The organism is Pseudarthrobacter sp. fls2-241-R2A-127, from assembly GCF_030209355.1.
Lineage (GTDB): Bacteria > Actinomycetota > Actinomycetes > Actinomycetales > Micrococcaceae > Arthrobacter.
Genome location: NZ_JARVSF010000013.1, coordinates 125,709 through 148,086 on the forward strand (window position 1 = coordinate 125,709; position 22,378 = coordinate 148,086).

At 60.2% G+C, this 22,378-nt stretch carries 20 protein-coding genes; 14 read left to right on the top strand and 6 right to left on the bottom strand.

The genetic code is table 11. The features are described 5' to 3' along the window. Positions 1–61: 61 nt before the first annotated feature. From QRN53_RS10855 to QRN53_RS10865, 3 genes are all read right to left on the bottom strand, one after another. Complete coding sequence (locus tag QRN53_RS10855; protein ID WP_235009452.1) at positions 62–1,177, bottom strand: Zn-dependent alcohol dehydrogenase; 1,116 nt, start codon at positions 1,175–1,177, stop codon at positions 62–64. A gap of 153 nt (positions 1,178–1,330) precedes the next feature. Further along, on the bottom strand, positions 1,331–2,713 hold the full coding sequence (locus QRN53_RS10860) for an aminotransferase class III-fold pyridoxal phosphate-dependent enzyme (RefSeq protein ID WP_181423267.1): 1,383 nt from the start codon (positions 2,711–2,713) through the stop codon (positions 1,331–1,333). Between the two features lie 187 nt (positions 2,714–2,900). Further along, positions 2,901–4,508: an APC family permease gene (locus QRN53_RS10865; protein WP_235009453.1), complete on the bottom strand. Its 1,608-nt coding sequence runs from the start codon at positions 4,506–4,508 to the stop codon at positions 2,901–2,903. A gap of 301 nt (positions 4,509–4,809) precedes the next feature. Between QRN53_RS10865 and QRN53_RS10870 the strand changes: the two genes are divergently transcribed. The 10 genes from QRN53_RS10870 to QRN53_RS10915 all read left to right on the top strand — a co-directional run bounded on the left by QRN53_RS10870 (position 4,810) and on the right by QRN53_RS10915 (position 16,522). After that, positions 4,810–6,177, top strand: a complete 1,368-nt coding sequence (locus QRN53_RS10870; RefSeq protein WP_110504005.1) for an aldehyde dehydrogenase family protein — start codon at positions 4,810–4,812, stop codon at positions 6,175–6,177. Next, a complete protein-coding gene (locus QRN53_RS10875) occupies positions 6,174–7,880 on the top strand; it encodes a diflavin oxidoreductase (protein WP_056387815.1) in 1,707 nt (568 codons plus the stop codon). The genes QRN53_RS10870 and QRN53_RS10875 overlap by 4 nt, the downstream gene beginning before the upstream one ends. Positions 7,881–8,094: 214 nt before the next feature. Next, positions 8,095–9,540 carry a glutamine synthetase family protein gene (locus QRN53_RS10880; protein ID WP_235009454.1) on the top strand — a complete coding sequence of 482 codons (1,446 nt, stop codon included), beginning with the start codon at positions 8,095–8,097 and terminating at the stop codon, positions 9,538–9,540. A 60-nt stretch (positions 9,541–9,600) separates the two neighbouring features. Further along, a complete protein-coding gene (locus tag QRN53_RS10885) occupies positions 9,601–10,374 on the top strand; it encodes an SDR family NAD(P)-dependent oxidoreductase (RefSeq protein ID WP_056387811.1) in 774 nt (257 codons plus the stop codon). A gap of 1 nt (position 10,375) precedes the next feature. Further along, positions 10,376–11,116 carry a gamma-glutamyl-gamma-aminobutyrate hydrolase family protein gene (locus tag QRN53_RS10890; RefSeq protein WP_056387806.1) on the top strand — a complete coding sequence of 247 codons (741 nt, stop codon included), beginning with the start codon at positions 10,376–10,378 and terminating at the stop codon, positions 11,114–11,116. After that, a complete protein-coding gene (locus QRN53_RS10895) occupies positions 11,113–12,306 on the top strand; it encodes a cytochrome P450 (RefSeq protein ID WP_056387803.1) in 1,194 nt (397 codons plus the stop codon). The genes QRN53_RS10890 and QRN53_RS10895 overlap by 4 nt, the downstream gene beginning before the upstream one ends. A 5-nt stretch (positions 12,307–12,311) precedes the next feature. Further along, positions 12,312–12,548, top strand: coding sequence for a ferredoxin (locus QRN53_RS10900; RefSeq protein WP_056332056.1), 237 nt, complete (start codon positions 12,312–12,314; stop codon positions 12,546–12,548). After that, complete coding sequence (locus QRN53_RS10905; protein WP_235009455.1) at positions 12,545–13,705, top strand: NAD(P)/FAD-dependent oxidoreductase; 1,161 nt, start codon at positions 12,545–12,547, stop codon at positions 13,703–13,705. Before QRN53_RS10900 ends, QRN53_RS10905 begins: the two co-directional genes overlap by 4 nt. Positions 13,706–13,709: 4 nt before the next feature. Beyond that, positions 13,710–15,494, top strand: coding sequence for a helix-turn-helix domain-containing protein (locus tag QRN53_RS10910; protein ID WP_082581629.1), 1,785 nt, complete (start codon positions 13,710–13,712; stop codon positions 15,492–15,494). A 263-nt stretch (positions 15,495–15,757) separates the two neighbouring features. Next, on the top strand, positions 15,758–16,522 hold the full coding sequence (locus QRN53_RS10915; protein ID WP_056387794.1) for a type 1 glutamine amidotransferase: 765 nt from the start codon (positions 15,758–15,760) through the stop codon (positions 16,520–16,522). Positions 16,523–16,742: 220 nt separating this feature from the next. On the opposite strand, the gene QRN53_RS10920 is transcribed toward QRN53_RS10915, so the two are convergent. The 3 genes from QRN53_RS10920 to ald all read right to left on the bottom strand — a co-directional run bounded on the left by QRN53_RS10920 (position 16,743) and on the right by ald (position 19,214). Then, positions 16,743–17,237, bottom strand: coding sequence for an HtaA domain-containing protein (locus QRN53_RS10920; RefSeq protein ID WP_235009456.1), 495 nt, complete (start codon positions 17,235–17,237; stop codon positions 16,743–16,745). Between the two features lie 536 nt (positions 17,238–17,773). Further along, positions 17,774–18,031, bottom strand: a complete 258-nt coding sequence (locus tag QRN53_RS10925) for a hypothetical protein (RefSeq protein ID WP_110504006.1) — start codon at positions 18,029–18,031, stop codon at positions 17,774–17,776. Between the two features lie 67 nt (positions 18,032–18,098). Further along, positions 18,099–19,214 (bottom strand): alanine dehydrogenase, encoded by a 1,116-nt coding sequence (ald, locus tag QRN53_RS10930; RefSeq protein ID WP_110504007.1) that lies wholly within the window; start codon positions 19,212–19,214, stop codon positions 18,099–18,101. Positions 19,215–19,351: 137 nt separating this feature from the next. On the opposite strand from ald, the gene QRN53_RS10935 reads away from it, so the two are divergent. The 4 genes from QRN53_RS10935 to QRN53_RS10950 all read left to right on the top strand — a co-directional run bounded on the left by QRN53_RS10935 (position 19,352) and on the right by QRN53_RS10950 (position 22,191). After that, the gene (locus tag QRN53_RS10935; protein ID WP_056387789.1) at positions 19,352–19,834 is read left to right on the top strand and encodes an Lrp/AsnC family transcriptional regulator; all 483 of its coding nucleotides are present in this window, start codon (positions 19,352–19,354) and stop codon (positions 19,832–19,834) included. A gap of 201 nt (positions 19,835–20,035) precedes the next feature. Further along, on the top strand, positions 20,036–20,458 hold the full coding sequence (locus QRN53_RS10940) for a PAS domain S-box protein (RefSeq protein WP_056387787.1): 423 nt from the start codon (positions 20,036–20,038) through the stop codon (positions 20,456–20,458). Positions 20,459–20,494: 36 nt separating this feature from the next. Then, on the top strand, positions 20,495–21,274 hold the full coding sequence (locus tag QRN53_RS10945) for an MBL fold metallo-hydrolase (RefSeq protein ID WP_110504009.1): 780 nt from the start codon (positions 20,495–20,497) through the stop codon (positions 21,272–21,274). 191 nt (positions 21,275–21,465) lie between these two features. Continuing rightward, entirely contained in the window at positions 21,466–22,191 is a 726-nt protein-coding gene (locus tag QRN53_RS10950) for a winged helix-turn-helix transcriptional regulator (protein WP_056387782.1), read from the top strand. Positions 22,192–22,378: the final 187 nt, after the last annotated feature.

Sequence of the window (22,378 nt, forward strand, 5' to 3'; positions counted from 1 at the left end):
GGAAAATCAGATCATGATCGGCGTAATAGTCAGCTGTTGAATGGTCTTCAGGTTGCCCGGATCACGATTGCCTGTCGGTCATGTTCAGCACAACTCGGATCGTCGAGGCTTCTGCCATCGCTTCGAATCCCTCGTTGATACGTTCGAAGGGCAGTTCCTTGGTGACCATTGCATCGAGATCCAGTCGGTTGTTCAGGTAGTGGTCCGTGAACATGTCGACGTCGCTGAGGAACCTGTTCGCGCCCATGTAGGCGCCTTGCAGGTGTCGGTCGCCGTAGACGAGTGCATCTGCGGGGATACGCAGTTCGGACCCTGTGGGCATGAGACCGAGGATGGTGGCGGTTCCGTTCGGGCTCAGGAGCGAAAAGGCGAGTTCCGCTGTCTGGCTGCGGCCCACGGCCTCGATTGCATGGCTGACACCTTGGGGAAGTAGTGATCGGACCTGGATGAGTGTTTCTGTCGGGTCGGGTGATGAGACAACAGTGTCCGTGGCACCGAAGTTGCGGGCGAGCTCCAGCTTCGCCGGCACGGCGTCAATGGCAATGATTCGTCGTGCCCCAGCCAACCTGGCACCTTGAATGGCTGCTATGCCGACACCGCCGCAACCGATTACGGCAACAGTATCCTCTGGCCCTACCTTTGCGCCGTGAATAACCGCGCCTACTCCTGTACTAATGCAGCAACCGAGAAGACACGCCACCTGGGGAGGCAGATACGAGCCGACCACTGCAACGGATGCCTCCTTCACAAGGAAGGCTTCTGCAAATGCGCCGATACCGCCGAGCGACTCAACGCTTGATCCATCAGGTGCGAGCAGCCTGGGTCGATGCCGCTCACGCATCGAGTCGACCCGTTCGCACTGGGTCGGGCGCCCGCTTATGCAGTTGCGGCATGCCCCACAGGAGGGGGTGACCGTTGCCACGACCCGGTCACCGGTCTTAATTCTTGTGACCGCAGAACCGACGCGCTCGACAATGCCTGCGACTTCATGCCCGAGGACTACCGGCAGGGAGATATCCAGCGACCCCTTTATATAGTGCAGATCGCTGTGGCAAAGGCCCACTCGCTCAGTCCGGATGAGAACCTCATTGTCCTCCGGATCGTCAAGCAGCAGTTCGCGGATCTGAAGAGGGGCTCCGGGCTTTTCCAGCACGGCGGCAAGAATCGGTGTAGTCACTTGGCTTCCTTGATGGTTGAGGTGCTGGCAGATGGGTCGCTTCGACCATCTTCAGCCCTGGTCGAGTTTCAAAAGTGTGTGGAGGGAACAGCCTTTACGACCACTATGTGCAACCTGACCTCCGGCTCCACTGTGGAACGGCCGGGATGAGAGTCAGCTTCCGGTTCCAACTCGGGATCCATGCCGGTCGTCACCCACGGTTGCCCAGCGCTTAACGTGGCGTTCCATGGCGCGGAGGGCTTTCTCCAGCTTCGCCAGCAGTACGCGTGTCTCCTCTTCGGTGATCACCAAGGGCGGGGACAGGATCACGGCGTTGTTCAGCGGGGCGATACCGGCCGGATAGACAATGAGCCCTTGGGCCAGGCATTCCTGCACGAATGCGTTGGCCGCTCCCAGCGCAGGATCGGGTGCCTGCTTGCTTTCCTGGTCCATAACGAACTCGAAGCCCCAGAGCAGGCCCCGCCCACGGACATCTGCCATGCAGCGGTACCTTGTTGCCAGGGAGAGCAGACCCTCCTCGAGCTGCTTCCCCCGTTGCCGGACGTTCGCTAGGATATCCTCGCGTTCCATAAAGTCCAGGACCGCCAGGCAGGTTGCTGCCCCCAGGGGGTTCCCCGAGAAGGTGTGGCCGAACGGCGCGACGCCGCTGCCCTCTCTGAACGACTCAACGATGTGGCTCCGCAGCAAGACGGCAGCAACAGGGGAGTAACCGGCACTCATTCCTTTGCCGATAAGAAGAAGGTCCGGCACGACGTCCTCGTAGGAACTCGCGAACCAGTCGCCCGTGCGCCCCATTCCGGTAATGACCTCATCGATGATCATCAGCACGTCCAGCCGATCACAGATTTCCCGAAGCCGGGCGAAGTAGCCCGCTGGAGGTGTGAGGACTCCGCCGGCGGCTCCTACGATTGGTTCGACGATGACTGCCGCGACTGTGCCGGGGTCCTCCTTCTGAATGGCATCTTCGAAGGCTTTCGCAGCCCGCGCAGCGTACGCTTCCTCGCTCTCGCCTGGCAGGGCGAAGCGGTATGCGTAGGCCGGCGGGGCGAAGGAGAACGCATGCAGCAAGGATCCGTAGTCGGGGCGACGTGCTGCATGCCCGGACATCGACAGGGCGCCCATTGTCATGCCGTGATAGCTGATGGTCCTGCCAAGGATTTTGACTTTGCCTGGGAGCCCCCTTTCGCGCCAGTAGCTCACTGCGGTGCGGATGGCGTATTCGGATGCTTCTGACCCGCTATTGACGAAAAAAGCCATATCGAGGTCCCCGGGAGCAATGTCGGTGAGCCGGCGGGCAAGTTCTTCAGCGGGCAGGTTGGTGAACTGGGTTCTATACGTAAAAGCCACGCGGCGGCACTGTTCTTTCACCGCCTCAGCAATCTCCTCCACACCGTGGCCAATGCTGGCGGTCATGGCGCCGCTTGAACCATCCAGATACTGGCGCCCTTCCGTGTCATACAGGAAGACGCCTTCGCCGTAGGCAACTGTCGGGTACTTCCTGTCGATGATTTGCTTTAACAGTGCGCTGTCGGAAATGGGAAGCTCCTAAATATCGGCAGCTGCTCTAGCAGCTCACTAAATGCAGTGACGGGTAGAGAAATCTCTGGAAGATCCTTTTGTCCATGGGCGCGAGTGTCCGGCCGCGCTTTGCGCGACCGGACACCGTTACGATCGCCCCAAGAAGACCTGTGCGACGGAAGCTACGGAGATAGATCTTCTTTTCTTAGCTCGCTGTAGATCTTTCCTCGCTGCTGGAACTTGCCGGAATCAGTGCGGCATACGTCGCCGGCCGCTTGGATCGCATAACCAGCGCGGTAGTCACGCCTCCCAGGAAGAGTGCGGCCATGAGCGCCAACAGTATTCCCGCCGCCAAGTCGCCGCCGACGAGAAGCCCGAAGTTCTGAAGGACCAGAAAGACAATTCCCCCGAGTCCGAGAAGGGCAAGCGCGGGGGCCAGCAACGTGCCCCAGACCTTCTTGTTGTGTGCATTCCTCCGGAAGAACACGATCACCGCGAGTGACGTGAGAGCCATCAGAACAACGATGCCCAATGTGGCCGAGCCTGAGAACCAGGTGTAGGCCTGCGTTACCGGGTCGAGCCCGATGATCGCCTCGACACCAAGCAGTGCTATCGCAACTACCGAGACGATCAAGGCTGCCCTGGACGGAGCGTGGTGACGTGGGTGGATTGCACCAAGTCCAGACGGAAGAACACCTTGAGTACCAAGGGTAAAGAGGTACCGGGTCAGTACGTTCTGGAAGGTGAGGATACAGGCGAAAAGGCTGGTGATGAGGAAAACCTGGAGCAGGGTGGCAAGGAGCGGGGACACGTACTGTCCCGCGAGCCCTACCACAATGCTGGTGGGATCATTCGTCGCGGCTTCGACGATCTGGCTGCTTCCGACTCCCGCCTGCAAGGCCCAGGCAGTGAAAGTGTAGAAAATGCCGACGCCGATAACGGCGATGTAGGTTGCCCGAGGGATAGTGCGATCGGGGTCACGTGCTTCGTTCCGGAAGACGGCGGTGGCCTCAAAACCGATGAACGAGAAGAAGGCAAACATGACGCCCAGAGGCGGGACACCTTCGCCCAAACGCGCGGGGGACAGCGAGTCACCACTCAAACCTTCCGCGCCGCCGTGGACAATCACCCCGATGTTTACTGCCAGCAGAACGACTGTTTCGATGACCAGGACCACGCCCAGCACCTTGGCGGAGAGCTCGACGTCCCGGTAAGCAAGAGCACCGCAGGTTGCCATCAGCACCAGACTGCACAGCCACCAGGGAAGATCCGGACCGCCCAGATCGTGAACCGTGGTCTGGGCCGCTGATCCCAGGTATGAACACAACGCAAGAAACAGCAGCAAGTATGTTCCGAGCGCAAAAGTGGCAGCCCCCATGCCAACACCCCGGCCCAGCCCCGTTTGGATGTAGGAATAGAACGCTCCAGCATTTTTTACAAAGGGCGTCATCCTCGTAAAGCCAACGGCAAACAGAAACAGAATAGCGGTCGCGATAAGGAAGAACAGCGGACCGCCCGTGCTTCCCGATGCAGAAACGACAACAGGCCAACCAGCCACGACAGCTGTCATGGGCGCAGCTCCCGCCACAACCATGAACACGATCGACCGGACTCCAAGGCCCCTGCTGAGCAATCGGTCCGGGCTCAATATGCTGTTCGGTCCCGCATCCACCGGCTCAAATTTAACATCTTTAATTGCCATTCGTCCCTCCTGGACGTAGAAGCTGAGTGTCATCGCGATGCCTTCGACAAGGCGGAATTGAACGGCATCGCGGAACCCACAAGTGGGGCCGGCCCCCTTGCCGAACGTCACTGTGAATTGGATTACAGCGTAGGAGTTACCCCAGGGTTTGCGGTGTTGAGCCTGCACATACATCCGTCCTGCGCATGGTCTTGATGCACAGCTACCGGCTGGCAAAAGAATGGACGCGGTCCGATGACCGAAGAGTTTCTGGAATGTGCACCACGCACATACAGCTAGTTATCGTGGTGCTCCCAGCACTCGCTGGCCGCAGTTTCCTCAGGCATTGTCGGAACTAACGGAGCTTCCCAGACTCCACACGGGACTAGGAAATTTTCGACAAAACCCACTTCTCCTGAAGGAGCACCCGATTATGAGCAGCGTTATTTCGGTCTACAACCCCGCTACAGAAGAACAGATAGGCGAGGTGCCCGCCTACGACCTGCCGGACGTGAATGCAGCGGTCGAACGCGCACGGGCCGCCCAGCGCGCCTGGGTCCGCAAGCCACTGGCTGAACGCCGTGATGCCCTCTGGGCTATTGCCGATGCTGTCATCGCTCACAGCGACGAACTGGCCTTACTCGAATCCACCGACGTTGGTAAGCCATTGGCGGCGGCCCGACAGGAAGTTCTTGGTGTCGCCGAGTGCTTCAAGTACTACGCCGGAACGGTGGACAAGATCCTCGGAGACACCATTCCCGTCGACGGCGGCGTCAGCATGACTTTCCGCGAGCCGCTGGGCGTGGTGGCCGTAATTGCCCCCTGGAACTTCCCTCTGCCTATCGCATCCTGGAGTATCGCGCCGGCACTGGCCAGCGGCAATTCCGTGATTGTGAAACCCGCCGCCCTTACCCCCCTGTCAACTGTCCGATTTGGTGAAATCGTGAAGGAACTGGGCGTCGTCGGAGACGCGCTTCAGGTTCTCACAGGTTCGGGCGCCCGGATCGGCAATGCCCTCGCTGAACACCCGGATGTTAACAAAGTAAGTTTTACTGGTTCCACCGAGGTCGGCCGGTCCATCGTCCAAGCGGCTTCAACGACGATGAAAAGAGTCTCTCTTGAGCTCGGCGGGAAGTCCGCCAGTATTGTCTACAACGACGTCGACCTCGCCAAGTGTCTGCGGGCAGCCCCGATGTCGGTCTTCGACAACACGGGCCAGGACTGCTGTGCACGCAGCCGCTTTCTCGTGCAGCGGGGAATCTTCGACGAGTTCGTTGAGGGATTCATCGAAACTACGCGGGCACTGAAAATCGGTAACCCGCTGGACGACAAGACCAACCTCGGACCGCTGGTATCGGCTGCCCACCGCGACACCGTTTCCAGCTTCCTCGAAAACGGGCTCAACGTCGTCACCGCCGGTGAAGCACCGGATGGCCCCGGCTTCTGGATGGCACCCAGAATCGTCATCGCCCCCGACCCCAAGAGCCGGGTGGCAACCGAGGAAATTTTCGGCCCCATCGCCTCGGTGATTCCCTTCGACACCGAAGAGGAAGCCATCGCGCTGTCCAACAGCTCAATCTACGGCCTGAGCGGCTCCATCTGGACCAACGACGTCGGCCAGGCCCTGCGGACGGCGCGGGCACTCGAGTCCGGGACTCTCTCGGTCAACTCAAACTCATCAATTCGAATCCAGACACCTTATGGCGGCTTCAAACAGTCAGGCATCGGCCGCGGACTGGGCCAAGCTGCCATCGAGGCATACACAGAACTCAAGACCGTATTTGTAAGGACAGAACCGTGACAACTGACACAGGGGAGCTGGTTCGGACCAACCAAGGCACCTCATCCGGAGTATCCAGTGAGACAGACACCGCCGTGCAGACCCTCAGCGTCCTCTACGGCAGCCAGACCGGGAACGCTGAGTTCCTTGCGTCCAAGATCGTGGACAAGGCAAACGGCCAGGGTTACTCAGCCGAGCTTATGAGCCTGGACATGCTGACCCCGCAAGATGCGGCACGCAAGGACCGCCTGTTGATCGTTACCGCCACACACGACAACGGCCACATGCCGGACAACGCGCAACCGTTTTGGGATCAGCTTCAAAGCGCCGGCTCAGACCTCTTCAGGGACGTTCCCTTCGCAGTCCTTGCCATTGGCGACTCCATGTACGAAGACTTCTGCAAAGCCGGCATCGACCTTGACGAGCGCCTTGGCGAACTCGGCGGCAAGAGAATCCTCGACCGCCTCGACTGCGATGTCGACTATGACCTGACGTCAGGCAAGTGGATCAAGGGCATGCTCGAGACCTTCACGACAGTTGTTCCCAAGAAGCGGGACAACAGCCCGCAAGACTCCACTGTTCCAGGAGCAAACCCCGCCGAGCAGCCCAAAAGCACACGCCGGGAACCTGACACTGCCACCGTCGTCGAGGCCCGCCTCCTAAGCGCTCCAGAGTCCGAAAAAGAGGTCTGGCACTATGAGCTTGAGGTCAGCGGCGACAGCCGCAACTACCGGCCAGGTGACTCACTTGCCGTAATCCCCACCAACTCCATCGAGCTCGTGGAAAACCTCCTCGAATTCCTTGGCCTCGAGGGCAGCGAGGCGTTCGGTGAGGACGGCAAGACTGTACGCGAGACGCTTCAAAACGACTATGAGCTTCGGCTGCCCCACCTGGGCATCGTTGCCTGGCTCGTTGAAGATCTCGCACCGGATCATCCCGTGCGGAACCTGGTCGAGTCCGGTGACCGGAACGCGCTGGAGAACTGGCTGTGGGGACGGGACATGCTGGACGTGCTGCAGGAAACCCGGACAACAGATGTCGACCCCGGCGAGTTCCTCTCAAAGCTGAGGCCTCTGCAGCACCGGTCGTACTCCATCGCCTCCAGTCCCCTCGCCGACGGCAACCGCGTCCACTTGACGGTCTCCTCTGTGCGATACGAGACCGCCGGGCGCCGGCACTCGGGGGCGTGCAGCGCTTTCCTCCAGTCCGCCGCACGCACCAAAAAAGCTATGAAAGTGTTCCCGCTGCCCGCGCACGAGTTCCACCTGCCCAAGGACAGCTCAGCTGATGTGATCATGATCGGTCCAGGTGTCGGAGTTGCCCCGTTCCGCGGATTCCTCCGTGACCGTGAAGTCTCACAAGCCCGGGGCCGGAACTGGCTGTTCTTCGGGGACCGCCATGAAAGGCCTTCCTGGCTCTATCAGGCGGAAATGGAAGAACTGCAGAGCAACGGTGTGCTGGACCGCCTCAGCCTGGCTTTCTCCCGGGATCAACAGGGCAAGGTCTACGTCCAGGACCGGATCCGCGAAGAAGGTGAAGACATCTTTGCCTGGCTATCGGACGGAGCTTCCGTCTATGTGTGCGGTGGGAAACAGATAGCACCTGATATCGACGAAGCCCTATTGGCGGTGCTGGGCAGCCACGGCGCAATGACCCGCGAAAAGGCGTACGACTACGTGCAGTCCATGAAGACTGAGGGCCGTTACGTCAAGGACGTCTACTAGGCCCCATCTGAACCCTGCCCAGTACCAGGGCTTTCGTGTCCCGGATACTCGGCAGGACTCGAAAAAAGTCTTGGCCTACGTACGGCTCTGGATGTGATCTGCCTTACCGCATGCATGTAGCCGGCAATCATGATGTGCAGCTTGCACATACGCCAATAGGATCCCGCTCTTAGTGTTTTTAGTAAGCAATATCAATGAGGATAAGAGGTACACAGTGAATCCCATCACACAGGTCCCGGAGGATCTCCAAGAACTCGAGGCAATCGACATGCAGGATCAATCCGCAGCGGCGTCAGCGCATGACGAACTGCAAAAGTTCGTCTCCGACAACGACATCAAAACGTTCAAAGTGGGCGTGGTGGACCTCGACGGTGTTTGGCGCGGCAAGCGCATCCCTGCCAGGTACTTCCTGGAAAGTGTCGCTGAGAGCGGAACGAATATCTGCAACATCATCTTCGGCTGGGACATTCAGGACGAAATCATTTCTGATCTCAGCTACACGGGGTGGGACACGGGTTACCCTGACGTGACGCTCCTCCCCGATCTCAGTACCCTGAAGGTCGTTCCCGGGGAACCCGGCGTGGCTTCCGTCATCTGCGACGCTTACGAGATGTCGGGCGAGCCTGCGGCAATCTGTCCCCGGAGCATTCTCAAGCGGGTCGTGCAGAAAGCCGAAGACCTTGGATACTCGCCAGTCTGCGCCTACGAGTTCGAGTTCTACCTGCTCAAAGGCACTCCGACGGACCTGGCCGCCAAGGACTGGCGCGACCTGACCCCCATCACGGCGGGCAGCCATACCTACAGCCTTGTCAGGGACACAGGCACCGAGTTCCTCATCGGTGAGATCCGACGCCGCCTGTCTGAGCAGGGCATTTTCATCGAGGCCAGCAACAGTGAAAACGGTCCAGGCCAGTTCGAGATGAACATCCACTATTCGGATGCTCTCGCAGCCGCGGACAACGCCCTCCGGCTTAAAGCCACCGTCAAGGAGGCTGCAGCTGAAGCCGGCTACACGGCATCGTTCATGGCCAAGATCAACCCGGAGTGGGCCGGTTCTTCCGGACACATGCACCAGAGCCTTTGGGATCCGGAATCTGGCAAGTCAGCTTTCGCCAATGCCGACGAGCCCGGCGAACTGAGCGCCATCGGGTACAACTACCTGGCGGGCGTCGTCGAGACGGCGCCGGAGCTCACGGCCGTCTACCTGCCCACCATCAACTCTTACAAGCGGACCGAAGGTGGTCAGTGGGCCGGATCCAGCGCCACCTGGGGGCTCGACAACCGTACGGTCGCAATCAGGTCCATTCCGTCAAAGGGCAGTGCTGCACGCATCGAAAACCGGGTACCGGGCGCTGACGCCAATCCCTACCTGGTCATCGCCGCAAGCATCGCCGCCGGCCTGCACGGCGTGGAGCAGGAACTGACTGCCCCGGAGCGGGTGGTAGGAAACGCTTACGCCCTGGAGGAAGGACACCAGGTAAAGCAGCTGCCCGGAACACTCGACCAGGCCATCGAACAGTTCGAGAAAAGCGAGGTCGCCAAGGCGTACTTCGGCGAAACGTTCGTTACCCACTACGTCCAGACGAGGCGCTGGGAGCTCCGCAAGCTTCAGACCAGTGTCACCGACTTCGAAATCGCACGTTACCTGGAACGAATCTAGCGCCCAACACCGCGCTAAGAGCTCCATTTCCATTTTTCAATACTCAGAAAGAAGCACCCAATGACTACTCACCCCGGAAAGATCGCTGCAGTCACCGGAGCCGCGTCCGGAAACGGCCTTGCCATCGCAGAAAAGCTGCTCAAGGAGGGCGCCACCGTCGTAGCCCTGGACCGTGACGAGGCCGCGCTCGAGCGTCTGATTGCCCAGCACCCGGAAATGGTGCCTGTTGTTATGGACGTCGCCGACGAAGCCTCGGTCCGCAGCGGCATGGCCGAGATCGACGCAAAATTCGGCCGGCTCGACACCCTCGTCAACAACGCAGGCATCGTCAAGGGCAGCAACTTCGACGACGTGAGCGTAGCGGAATGGGACCAGGTCTTCGCCGTGAACTCCACCGGACCGTTCCTGGTCAGCCAGGCCGCACGGCCGCTGCTGGAGAAGGGCGCTGCCGCCCGGGGCGACGATTCAACCAGTGCCATCGTCAACATCACCTCTGTCGAGGCCCACATCGTCATCGCCAGCAGCGGACACCCCCAGGTCCACTACAACGCATCCAAGGGTGCACTCCTTATGTTCACGAAGGCTTTGGCCATCGAAACCGCAGCTTCCAAAATCCGCGTCAACGCTGTCGCCCCCGGCTTCATCGAGACCCCATTCACCAAGTCCGTGCTGGAAAACCAGGAGGCCGTGAAGTTCCTCCTCGACCGTACGCCGCTCGGACGAATCGGACGGCCCTCTGACGTTGCCAACGCCGTCGCGTTCCTGGCCAGCGACGAGGCCAGCTGGGTGACCGGTACCACCATCCACGTCGACGGTGGTTGGCTGGTTTACTGACATGCGGGCGCCCCTTATTGCCATTTCCGCGGCCCGGCAAACCGTCGATACCGCCTTCGGCCCGATGCCTTCAACGGTCCAGAACATGGCCTACGCCAACGGCGTTCTTGCCGCGGGCGGCCGTCCCGCCATTCTTCCGTCCACGGCAACAATCCCGGATGCGGCTCTTGAAGGATTTGACGGGCTCCTCCTCACCGGCGGCGGCGACATCAGCCCCCGGCTGTACGGCGAGGACCCGATCGACACGGTCTATGACGTCTGCGACATCAGGGACGACTTCGAAATAGAACTTTACAACGAGGCCATGCTTCGCGGCCTGCCCATCCTGGCCACTTGCCGGGGGATGCAGCTTGTCAACGTCATCCGCGGCGGAAACCTCGTCCAGGAAGTGAGCCCGGACAGGGGGCACTGGCAGGACCACCCCTCACACGAACCATGGCACAAGGTACAGCTGGAGCCCGGTTCCGAACTTGCCCGGATCGCCAAAGGCCTGAGCATTCCCGTGAACAGCTACCACCATCAGGGCTTGGGAAAGCTCGGAACAGGTCTTCGTGTCGTGGGACGGGAAGGCGACGTCATCGAAGCAATTGAAGCCGATGATGCCCGCCTCATCGGAGTCCAATGGCATCCCGAGCACATGGTCGACTATCACGAAGCCCAGAAGGCCCTCTTCGTTGATCTCGTGGAGAAGGCCGCAGCGTACGCACAGTCACAGAAACCACTTCAGGAGCAATTCTCATGAGCACAGAAACTGAGCGGGGACTCAGCCACAACAAGTCAGACTTTGACTTCCACGGACGGTCGCTCGACAACATTTTCGACGAATACCAGGACATACTGGCCAACGGCCCTGTTGGACACAGCAACAAGTATGGAGGCTTTTGGTACATCACCAAAAGCGAGGATATCTTCAACGCCGAGCAGGACCCCGACACCTTCGCTGTCGGTCCCTCAATGCTCCTCCCGGCGTTCGGCACTGACGTCCCCCTGATTCCGATCGACATCGATCCGCCGACCCACGCTGACTTCCGCAAAATCCTGCTACCGATGTTCACACCCATGAACATCTCAAAGCTGACACCCGGCATGCGGGAGACCGCTAAGCAGCTGTGCCAGGAAGTCCTTGCAGCCGGCGACGTCGTTGATGTTTCGGCGAAGCTTGCCCGCCCGATGCCGACCATTATCTTCAGCCGCCTGGCCGGATATCCGGAACAGGACTGGCCAATCTTCGACCGGTGGATTGACGAGATCATCTATGAGCGGACCGCTCATCCGGAAAAGGCATACGCGGCCGGACGCGAGCTCAACGACTACTTCGACCGTCTTCTCGACGAACGGGAAAAGGCCGGACCGGAAGCAGAAGCCGGCAATGACCTGATCACCCAGCTTCTGAAAGCGGAAGTGAAAGGCCGGAAGCTCACGCGTGAAGAGCTGCTGTCGTACTGCTACCTGCTCTTCTTGGCCGGGCTGGACACGACCGCCTGGGCGATCCGTTCCGCCCTTTGGTACCTGGCCGGCAACCCGCAGGCCCAGCAGCAGTTGCGTGAAAACCCCGACCTGATCCCCACAGCTGCAGAAGAATTCCTGCGGACGCTTTCCCCGGTCCAGGCCATGGCCCGCACCGCGAAGAAGGACACAGTCGTCCGGGGCCAGGAGATCAAGGCCGGTGAACGCGTCGTGCTCGTCTTCGGCGCGGGCAACCGTGACCCAGAGGTCTACGAAGAACCCAATGACATCAAGATTGACCGCGAAGACAACCGCCACCTGGCCTTCGGCGGAGGGATCCACCGGTGCCTTGGCTCGAACCTTGGCCGCGCCGAAATGGTTATCGCCATGGAGGAATTCCTGAAGGCTGTCCCTCACTTCGAACGGGCGAATGACGACGAACCGTGGCACGGCGTCGGCCCGCTTACCCTCAAGATTGGAGCTTGATCACCATGGGAGAACTTTGGGTCGACGGAGGGCGCTGCCAAGGCCACGCCCGGTGCTGGGCTCTGGCACCCGAAACCTTTGAGATCGACGAGGAAGGCTACGCGCACGTCATTCCTGGCCGCGAAAACAGCGGCGATGAACCCAACGTCCGAAAGGCCATCCGGAACTGCCCCGAACGGGCAATCCTGGAACGGGAAACGAACGAGGCCAGCGAGAAAGCATCAGAGGTTTCGGCGTCGTGACACATCTGCCAGAGCGGGTTGCGGTCATTGGCGCTTCGGTTGCATCAGCAATGCTGATTGAACGCAGTCGCGAGCTGGGCTTTGCAGGCGAATTTATCGTCATTGATTCAGACCCGAACGCGCCCTACGACAGGCCCCCGCTGTCCAAGCAATTCCTTCTAGGCACTGGTCCCGTTGAACCGGCCGAGTGGTGGCCGGAGGCTACACCGATCCTCAACGCAAAGGCGATCGGGCTGCTCACCGACAAGCGAACTGTCCTGCTGGACAAGCTCGGAGAGGTAGCTGCTGACGCGGTCGTCATCTCAACAGGAGCCGGTTCAATCCGGCTGCCGAACGAGCCAGCGGGCGTTCTAAGCCTAAGAACCGCCCAGGACGCCCTGGCCCTGCGCAACGCTGTGGATGCAGGAGCTGCCAGTGCGATCATCATCGGCGCCGGAACCATTGGTGCGGAACTGGCGTCTACTCTCGCCCAACGTGGGCTTGCCGTCACGGTAGTGGATTTGGCTCCGCAACCAATGCAGCGCTTCTTTTCGGGGCATCTTGGGGAGGAAGCGAAGGCATGGATGCACCAGGCCGGTGTTGTCACTCATTTTGGGGTTGCTGTGGAATCCATTCAGAAAACGAATGCGCACTGGACGGTCCGGGTCAGCGGCCTGGACCTGCACGCCGACCTGGTTATCAGCGCTATCGGTGCGCGGCCCAATACCGAATGGCTGACCTATAGCGAGCTTGACGTTTCCAACGGAGTCCGTTGCACTGCGGACGGGAAAGCCCTGCGGGCCAGCGGTGAAATCGCCGACGGGATCTTCGCTATCGGAGACGTTTCGGCCCGGCAGGCGGAGGACGGAACCTTTCGGCGGTTCGAGAGTTGGACCCAGGCCCAACGGCATGGCGCAGCCCTGGCTGAATACTTTGCCGGTTTCGACTCCACGGAACTGGAACAGGCTCCGTACGGGTGGACGGAGCAGTTCGGCCGAAAGGTACAGGTACACGGAATGCTTCCGTCGGCAGGCGAACTCGTACAGGTATACGCTGCAGAGGAACGCAACGCCGCCTTGTACCGGATTGGATCTGCGGAGGAGGACGTGGCTTGGATAGGCGTCAACGCGCCACGGCAGTTCAGCCGGGCGTCCATGGGCATGAGCCTTCTAAGCTGAAACCATGAAACCCCCTGCTGAGCCCGCGGCCTCGCAACCGAATGAGGCCCTGCCCGCTGACTATCGCCATAAACTCCAAATAGCAGAGCTTCGCGCAGATACCTTGTCCGAGCTCACGCAGCTAATGATGGAAGGACCGGATCCACTCGCGCTTGCTCAAAGAGCAGTGGACTTGGTAGCCAGGGCAACAAACTCAGCAGGGGTTTTCGTCTACCTGTGGGATGAACAGGAACAAGTCCTTGTCATGCGCGCAGGCACCGCTGGAGTGCAAAGCCAGCAAGTGGGAAGAGTCACCCTTCGCCTCGGCGAAGGTGTAACTGGCTGGGTAGGGCTTACTAGGCAGTCGGTTGTCCTTAACAAGAACATTCAGCAGGACCCGCGGTTCGTCAGCATCAGCGAACTGCAAGAAGAAGATTTCAATTCGATGCTGGTTGTCCCGATCGTGGCACCGACCGGGACCCTGCTAGGCGTGTTTAGCCTCTGGTCATATGAGGAGGAAACCTTCACCTGGGAGTCGAAGCTGATTGCTGACGAGGTGGGCGTGCTGCTTGCCAGCGGCCTGCTGCAGGCTGAGACTGTTGATGACTTGCGGCGCCAATCCGCAGCAGCGCATTTCCTTGTCGATTTCCCGATCAACTCCGCCACTTCCGTCCTGCAGTGCGCCCAGGTGGCCGCCCGGTCGATTCTTAAGCACATGAGCTCGGACGCCTGCGTCATTGAATATTTCGGGCGTGGTCCAGCCACGTCGCCGCCCACCGCCATTGCAATGGACAAGGGCGAGCGGAGCGGAATCATGGTTCGAACCACTCATTCACGAACGGCAACGTCCGAGTTCATTGAATCCAACGTCGCTGGACACGAGCGGATATCTGTCTCCTTTGGCCTGACGAGCACCCGGGGCATTGTCACGTGCTATCGTCCACGCCGCTATTCCGCCAGAGAGCTCGATCGGCTGAGCGCCATTTGCTCTCAGCTGGCCGCTCTGTTTGAAGCAGTAGAACTGGAGTCCGTCGGTTCATCCCATGCTTCACGCTTGCTCCGAAGCGTCGGCACGAGCACATTCGCCCGGATTCTCGAGGAGTCAGGTTGGTCCAAGGGCCGCACTCTGCCGGTTCTGGTGCGAGTGAAACGGCTGAAATTCGACTCTGACGCGGTGTCCAGGCGCATCGCCCCCTATCTTCAGGAGCTGGCTGGCTCCCGATCCCTGGTCTTCACTGAAGGCCCCCTCAGCCTGCTCTTTATCGATACCGCCTCCGGCTCCGGAGAAGAGATCAAGGCGAAGTTGGAGACAACTCTTTCTGACCTCGACGAACACCGTGGCGTCTCAGCTTTCGCCGGCGTAGGTCCACTGGCGCGGGACGTCGCCTCTCTGCAGCCAGCGCTTTCAGACGCCGAAACCGCACTGGCATGGACAGAACTGGTCGGCAGGACATCCGGGAGACGGGTAACCTCTTTCAGCGACATAGAACACCTGCAGGAACTGCCGCTTGTTGGGGAAGGGATGTCTGCGGAGATCAGGGACGTGCTCGCGGAACTCAGGTCCCTCACGCACTACGACGCGGAAAATGGAACCCAGCTGGCCGAAACAGTCGCCATGCTCCTATCCAACAAAGGATCCATTGCCGACACGGTCTCAAAACTGCACATCCACCGCAACACACTCCGGCAACGGCTCCAGCGTGTAGAGCAGCTCATCGGTCATTCATTCGAAGAAGCCGGCGACTGGCTTCCCACGGGCATTGCAGCGCGACTGGCGATGCGCGAAGGCCACCGCGCGGTTCTTCAATGACGGCAACAGCGGCCGGAGTTCGCTGAGGAATATTCGCGTGATCCCAAGAGCACCAGGGTGTGGCACACACATTTGGATCTTAATGTGCAAACGGCACTGCGGTCCCGGCGATGCTGTTCGCTATGTTGAAGTTGTCCGCGGGGGTCGGGGATTAAAGGCCATGGGGCCTTGGTGTCCGGGTTAACCGCACGGGATGCCACCGTCCCTTCACAACCGGGGGTTTCGAACGCTGAAACCCCGATCGCCCGATAAGGAATTCGAGCATGACCAATCAGCCAAACCTGCCCCGAGGTACCGGTACCCTGCAGGCACTCGTCATACAGCCAGATTTCCACTGCCCGCTGGACCGTCTCGGTGTTTGGCTGCATGACGAGGGAATAACCACCAGAATTATCCAGCCTTTCATTGGCGACGTGATCCCGGACGTGATCCAGGAGGACGCCTTGGTGGTTCTTGGTGGAGACATGAGCTCCTTGGACGACGATGCCTATCACTGGCTTTCCGACATCCGGCGCCTTATGGCGGCCGCCGACAGACATAGAAAGCCCACGCTAGGGATCTGCCTTGGAGCTCAGCTGATGGCACAGACGTTCGGCGGGACCGTGGCTAGGGGAGACCAGGGCCTCGAGGCGGGGGTCGTAGAGGTGGCATTACGGCCCGATGCTGCCAAGGATCCCTTGATGGCCGGATTGCCGGGTCCATTCTTCGCAGGCGCCATGCATGGGGACATGATCGAACAACTCCCGCCGTCAGCGGTATGGCTCGGGATGACGGCCCAGTATCCGCACCAAGCTTTTCGAGTAGGCGAGATGTCATGGGGAGTTCAGTTTCACCCGGAAATCTCGCCGGTGGTCTACCGCCAGTGGTTGTCCCTGGTCAAGGAGAATGACACGGATGCCGTAGAGCGGGCCGGCCGCGGAATGAAAGCATTCGAGAATCAAGACCAGATCGTGAGGGAGCATACCGAGGCGATGGCGCGACGCTTCGCCCACCTGGTCCGAACGACCGCAACAGTGGCTACTCAGTAACCAACAGTGCGTGGTGGTGCTGCGGCCGCGGGTTGGACACACTAGTCGATGCAGCGATTCCTGCCTCTGGACCCATTGAGTCTGCGGGCAGGAACAGGTCCTTGCCAGTCTCTCGTGCCCGGATCCACCGAGTCGTCGGGAGCGGGGCAAGGCACGGCGTGTTCATGCCTGGCCCAGCACCGTGTCCCAAGTGGTGCCGCCAGTCCCCCGCAGAACGCGGTCAGGATACTTCCACAATGGATGGTGCTCTCACGGTCAGTGGAGCCAGTGTTTCTCCGGCTGAGTAGCTATCTGCGAAAACAGCCGCTCCTGCGCTGGTCAGAGCTACCGGGACATTTGCCCACATATTGATGCCTTCTTCCACCGACACCGCCGGCAAGTTGAGATGGGCGAGGTGCACGATCTCGTTTCCTTGTTCGATGGACAGGCATGCCCCGTCGGGCCCGACTTTAATTCTTGGGTTGCAAATTGAGACCGACATTAGCCCGTGATGGGCGAGGAAGCGGGCCTCTCCACCGAACTGGAGCACAAAGTTGTTCCCGTCGGATTGATCCAGGCTTCTGAACGGGAAATAGAACTGTCGGGTATTTGTCACGGCAGCACCCTCGCGCAGGAGTATGCGTCCATCGCGCATAGACTGCACGTACTGTACAAAGCTCTCTTTCACCGCCCAGGCCATGCCGAGATCTGCTCTTTCCACAGGAAGTTCGGACATCAGGGTTCCTTCTCGTTGCCAGGTTGCACACGGCCGGTGGGGCTCCCGCTCCCGACTCACCAGGAATGGGAGTGGCTTACCGACTCTTCATATTCGACCATTTTCGTGCCGGCTCAGATGATCGATATGTACTGCGGGCACAGCGTTCGCATCGGCTGTGTGCCTGGTGCCTATCCGTGAGGACGGTGGACCCGCGGTCGGCTCGTGAGGTCGACAGCCTGCTGGAAGGGCGCCGCCAGCGCGCCGCCGTTGGAGGGAGGGGCGCTGATGGGCTCGACCAGTCAGACCGGCGGTCCTGAATCAGTCTGAGAAGTTCAGTTGTTCAGGGGCGACGCACTCGTAGACGAGACCAGGAGGAATCTGATGGCTGAGTTCAAGGGTGTAGGACCAAGGGCCGTACCAGGTGACAAGAACGCCTGACGCTTCATCCGGGACTGTTTCAGAGCGCAGTCGGGTAATGGCTCTTGCTAACTCATTATCATCATGCAGCTGTTCCAGAAGCTGTACGCGTCCAGGGGCAGCGGAGTGTTGGCACGTCATGGTGCAGCAGCATGCTGGAAGCCAGGGCAGAGGCTGGACCTGTCGGTTTCCCATCTATAGTCGACCCACACCTTGAAACCGTCTGCCCGGTGAAAGAGACGGCGGGGCTCGGCGCCGTGACTGTCGAGCCATAGGATTTGATCATCATCGGTGACTGCATCGACAACTCCGCGGCGGATCTCCTTATCCAGAAGTTTCACGATGACCAGTTGACCGACCAGCGGCTGCCATTTGGGTTGCAGATGAAATGCCATTTGATGCCGTGCCCTTCCTATGGAGCGGGCTGTGCCTGCCTTCTATCGGGCAGGCACAGCCGATGTCCTAAACCGTTACGAGGTCCTGCCAGTCGGCGAGGTTATGTCCATGGGCATCGCTGACAGACTTGTGAGTGACCTTTCCCGCCGCCACGTTCAGACCGCCGGCCAGAGCGGGGAGCCGGTCGAAAGCACCTTTGACGCCGTAGTTGGCCAAAGCCACCGCGTAGCGGAGCGTGACGTTGGTCAGCGCGTAGGTGGAGGTGTTCGGGACAGCGCCGGGCATGTTGGCCACGCAGTAGAAGATCGTCTCGTGAACCTTGTACGTGGGTTCCTGATGCGTGGTGGGGTGCGTGTCCTCGAAGCAGCCGCCCTGGTCCACCGCGATGTCCACCAGGACCGAGCCGGGCTTCATCCGGGCCACGAGGTCGTTGGTGACGAGCTTGGGTGCCTTCGCTCCCGGAATCAGGACGGAGCCGATGACGAGATCTGCATCGATAACTGACTTTTCGATCTCGTACGAGTTCGACGCCACGGTCTTGAGCCGGCCCTGGTACTGGGCGTCGAGTTCGCGCAGCCGGTTGATGTTGATGTCCAGGATGGTGACGTCGGCGCCGAGGCCGAGCGCCATGGCCGCGGCGTTGGTGCCTGCGACACCTGCACCGAGGACGACAACCTTGGCGGGACGGACGCCCGGAACGCCACCGAGCAGCACACCCTTGCCCCCTGCCGGCGCCATGAGCGAGGTCGCACCGACCTGGACGGAGAGCCTGCCGGCCACCTCGGACATGGGTGCGAGCAGCGGCAGCGTTCGGCCTTCCTGGACGGTCTCGTAGGCGATGGCCGTGACGCCGGAGTCGACAAGCGCCTGGGTCAGTGCGGGTTCCGCTGCGAGGTGAAGGTAGGTGAAAAGTAGCAGGCCCTCGCGGAAGTGGCGGTATTCGGATGCCACGGGTTCCTTGACCTTCATCACCATGTCGGCCCGCGCCCAGGCCTCTTCTGCACTCTGTACGATCTCGGCTCCGGCGAGTGCGTACACCTGATCGCTGATGCCGGAACCAGCGCCGGCACCGGTTTCCACGAGCACGTCGTGGCCGTTTGCTTTGAATTCATACACGCCGGCGGCCGTGATGGCGACGCGGAACTCGTTGTTCTTGATTTCCTTGGGGACGGAGATGATCATGACTCATGCTTTCTGACGAGATTGATGCTTGTGGGGAAGAGAATGACAGAAAATGCGGAGAGCTGCGCGTTGCTCGCAGGATCTGCGGCAGAATGGAAGCAGCTGATTAATTCCTGCATTGTGAGGAGCGTTACAGAGTGTCGGACTCGCAGAAACTGCAACAGGTGCCATTGGACGAAGTGGACCACAAGCTTCTAGGCCTGCTGTCCAATAATTCAAGGCGTACCAATCAGTCGTTGTCGGAGGCCCTCGGACTTGCGCCGTCAACCTGTCTTGCCCGCCTCAAGGCGCTCAAAGAGTCGGGGGTAATCAAGCGGTTCACCGTCGAAGTCGCACCCGAAGCAATGGGCCTGCCCCTCCAGGCCCTGGTCAGCGTGCGGCTTAGGCCTGGGGCCCGGCACCTGATGAATGCCTTCGGAAATGAGTTGCGGGACCTGCCCGAGATCAAGCAATTCTTCGTTCTTGGCGGTGCAGATGATTTCCTGATCCACATCACGGCCAGGAATACCGAGCACATCCGTCAATTCGTACTGGACCATCTGTCATCGAATCCTGCCGTCGCAGGCACCCAGACCAACCTCGTGTTCGAGCATGGCCACGGAACCGCCTTCGGACTCTAGGGATCTGGGACAAATGCCGCCGATGGCCCAAGCCAAAGGGCATCCCCGTTTTTCCCGGCATCTGCGGCAGGCCCTGGTCGGCGAAACAGCAGGGACGCTGACTCCTTCCAGTCCATGTATTGCACTAGTGCGGGACGGCCCCACCTGCTGCAATGGCAATACGAGACGCGAAAGAGTCGCTCATCAGGGAAAGGAGTCGAAGTGTCATCCTCAGATGCACGTAACCCCGACTTTCAGAAAATCTTCGAAAGTCTGCCGAACCAATACATCATCGTCACCCCCGACAGAACGATCGTCGCTGCCACTGACTCGTTCCTTGCATCTACGGGAAAGAGCCGCGAGGGAATCGTCGGCATGGACATCCTCGAGGCTTTTCCGGACAACCCGGACAACCCTGACGCCAAGGGAACAGAGATTCTGCGCAGCTCCATCGAGCGTGTTGTCGAAACCGGCAAGATCGATATTCTTCCGCCTGTTCGGTATGACATCGAGAACTCAGACGGGATTTTCGAGCCCCGGTGGTTCCAGCCCCTGAACGCTCCGGCTTTCGATGGTGACGGCAAGCTCGTCTATGTCCTGCACGGGGCGGAAGACATCACGGCTCAAATGACGAGCAAGAGCTGAACCCCGGCCCCCACCGACCCGATAAGGACTGAAATTATGGACGACGTCAAAGTAACCCTCATTGGAGGACCGACCCTGCTCCTCGAGATCGCCGGCTACCGGATGATCACTGACCCCACCTTCGATTCCCCCCAGGTCTACCACCACCCAATCGCCGGACCCGTCATCAAGAAGCTCGCCCCCAGCGCCACCCCCGAGGAGCTTGGCCACGTTGACCTGGCACTCGCCTCCCACGAGCACATCGACAATCTGGACGTGGCCGGCCGGGGTTTTCTGACGATGGTGCCGCTTGCCCTCACCACGACGGAGGCTGCGAAGAACTTCGGCCCCAACGTCCGCGGGACCAGCGACTACGAGACTCATACCGTTACGCTTCCCGATGGCAGGCAGATGAAAATCACGGCAGTGCCGGCGCATCATGGCCCGGAGGGCGTGTGGGACGCACTCGGGCCCGTTATTGGCTTTGTCCTCGAAGCAGAGGGCATGCCGACGATTTACATCAGCGGTGATAACTCCGAGCTGGATATCGTGCGCGAAATTGCGGATCGTTTTCCAGCCATTGATATCGCTGTGCTCTTCGTCGGCGGCGCAAAATTCGATGTGATCGCAGATGGCGCGTACATCACCCTCAGCAATGACCGGGCCCTGGAGGCGGCCAAGATCATGGGTGTCAAGAAGGTCGTTCCAGTGCACGAGGATTCGTGGGAACATTTCAGCCAGAATGCTGACCAGATCAGCAAGCTTTTCGCAGATGCCGGGCTCAGCGAACTCCTCATCGCCTTGAAACCGGGGGAGTCTGCAGACATCCGGCTCTAGCAAACGGACCGCAGAATCGAAGGTTGGACGGTTATCGGCCAACCTTCGATTCTTGCTTAAAGGCAGAACCGGTGAAGGCCTGCGACGGACAGGCGGGCATCAACTTATGTGCGTGGCGCACACACAGCACCTCGAAGGGTCGGGAAGAATGGTGGCAGCACAACTCACGGATCGCTTGGAGTTCAGGGACGATGACGACCATTGCGGAGCAGTTCACCCGGGAACAAGACGACCTGGCGAAAACAGCAGGGCGCCCGAGTGCCGATTATTGGTCGATATCACAAGGGCTGCGGCTGCTGGGTGACCGCTGGTCCCTATTGATCGTGCGCGAACTCCTCTGCGGTGAAATGGGGTTCAACGATATGTCCCGGGCCCTGCCTGACCTTTCGCGGACACTGCTTTCCCAGCGGCTCAAGCGCCTGGTCCAGCTGGAGCTTGTCGTTCGCAACGATGAAACCGGCCCCCGCGGCTCACGACGCTACAGACTGACGCCGGTCGGCTACGCGCTGCGGCAGACCTTGGAGTCGCTGGGCCTCTGGGCGAGTCATTGGCATGCGCCCTTTGAGAATGACCTGCGGACAGGGCTTGGCACGCTGCTCGAACACATGGGCCGCGGCCTTGTGACAGATTCCCTGCCCAGGAAGTCGATTGTCCTGGGGTTCGAGTTCGACAACGTCAGGGGAGCTCCCCTTCATGGCTGGATCTGCACAGAGAACAGCAAGACAACCGCGAGCATCGGCCGCGCAGAACGTGTCCCGGATCTTCAGGTTCATGTCGCCCCGCGGGTGCTCTACGACCTCTGGTGGGGTCTGCGCCGCTGTGAGGAGGCGCGGCAGCTGGGCTCCATCGGGTTTGTTGGCCCGCAAGAGTGGGCTGCGGACTTCTCCGGCTGGTTCGCCCCTCGGGCAGCTTCCTAACGGTCAGCGCCCACCATACGGTGCCCCGCGGTTGACAGGCCCGCCTTTTCCCGGCTTCCTGCTATACAGGTACGTTGCACTGGGTCCTGTTTCTGGATGCCATGCAGGGATATGAAACAGGGTCTACACCCCTTAGCCGGGGGAGAGTAGGGTCAAGTAAACAGAGGTGCCGTCGCCCAAGCGTGTC

Excerpts from the sequence above, each read along its gene's own strand:
- QRN53_RS10945 (WP_110504009.1), top strand. The coding sequence starts at position 20,495 with ATGGACGACGTCAAAGTAACCCTCATTGGAGGACCGACCCTGCTCCTC.
- QRN53_RS10900 (WP_056332056.1), top strand. The coding sequence starts at position 12,312 with ATGGGAGAACTTTGGGTCGACGGAGGGCGCTGCCAAGGCCACGCCCGG.
- QRN53_RS10915 (WP_056387794.1), top strand. The coding sequence starts at position 15,758 with ATGACCAATCAGCCAAACCTGCCCCGAGGTACCGGTACCCTGCAGGCA.
- QRN53_RS10885 (WP_056387811.1), top strand. The coding sequence starts at position 9,601 with ATGACTACTCACCCCGGAAAGATCGCTGCAGTCACCGGAGCCGCGTCC.
- QRN53_RS10950 (WP_056387782.1), top strand. The coding sequence starts at position 21,466 with ATGACGACCATTGCGGAGCAGTTCACCCGGGAACAAGACGACCTGGCG.
- ald (WP_110504007.1), bottom strand. The coding sequence starts at position 19,214 with ATGATCATCTCCGTCCCCAAGGAAATCAAGAACAACGAGTTCCGCGTC.
- QRN53_RS10910 (WP_082581629.1), top strand. The coding sequence starts at position 13,710 with ATGAAACCCCCTGCTGAGCCCGCGGCCTCGCAACCGAATGAGGCCCTG.
- QRN53_RS10895 (WP_056387803.1), top strand. The coding sequence starts at position 11,113 with ATGAGCACAGAAACTGAGCGGGGACTCAGCCACAACAAGTCAGACTTT.
- QRN53_RS10925 (WP_110504006.1), bottom strand. The coding sequence starts at position 18,031 with ATGGCATTTCATCTGCAACCCAAATGGCAGCCGCTGGTCGGTCAACTG.
- QRN53_RS10870 (WP_110504005.1), top strand. The coding sequence starts at position 4,810 with ATGAGCAGCGTTATTTCGGTCTACAACCCCGCTACAGAAGAACAGATA.
- QRN53_RS10920 (WP_235009456.1), bottom strand. The coding sequence starts at position 17,237 with ATGTCCGAACTTCCTGTGGAAAGAGCAGATCTCGGCATGGCCTGGGCG.
- QRN53_RS10890 (WP_056387806.1), top strand. The coding sequence starts at position 10,376 with ATGCGGGCGCCCCTTATTGCCATTTCCGCGGCCCGGCAAACCGTCGAT.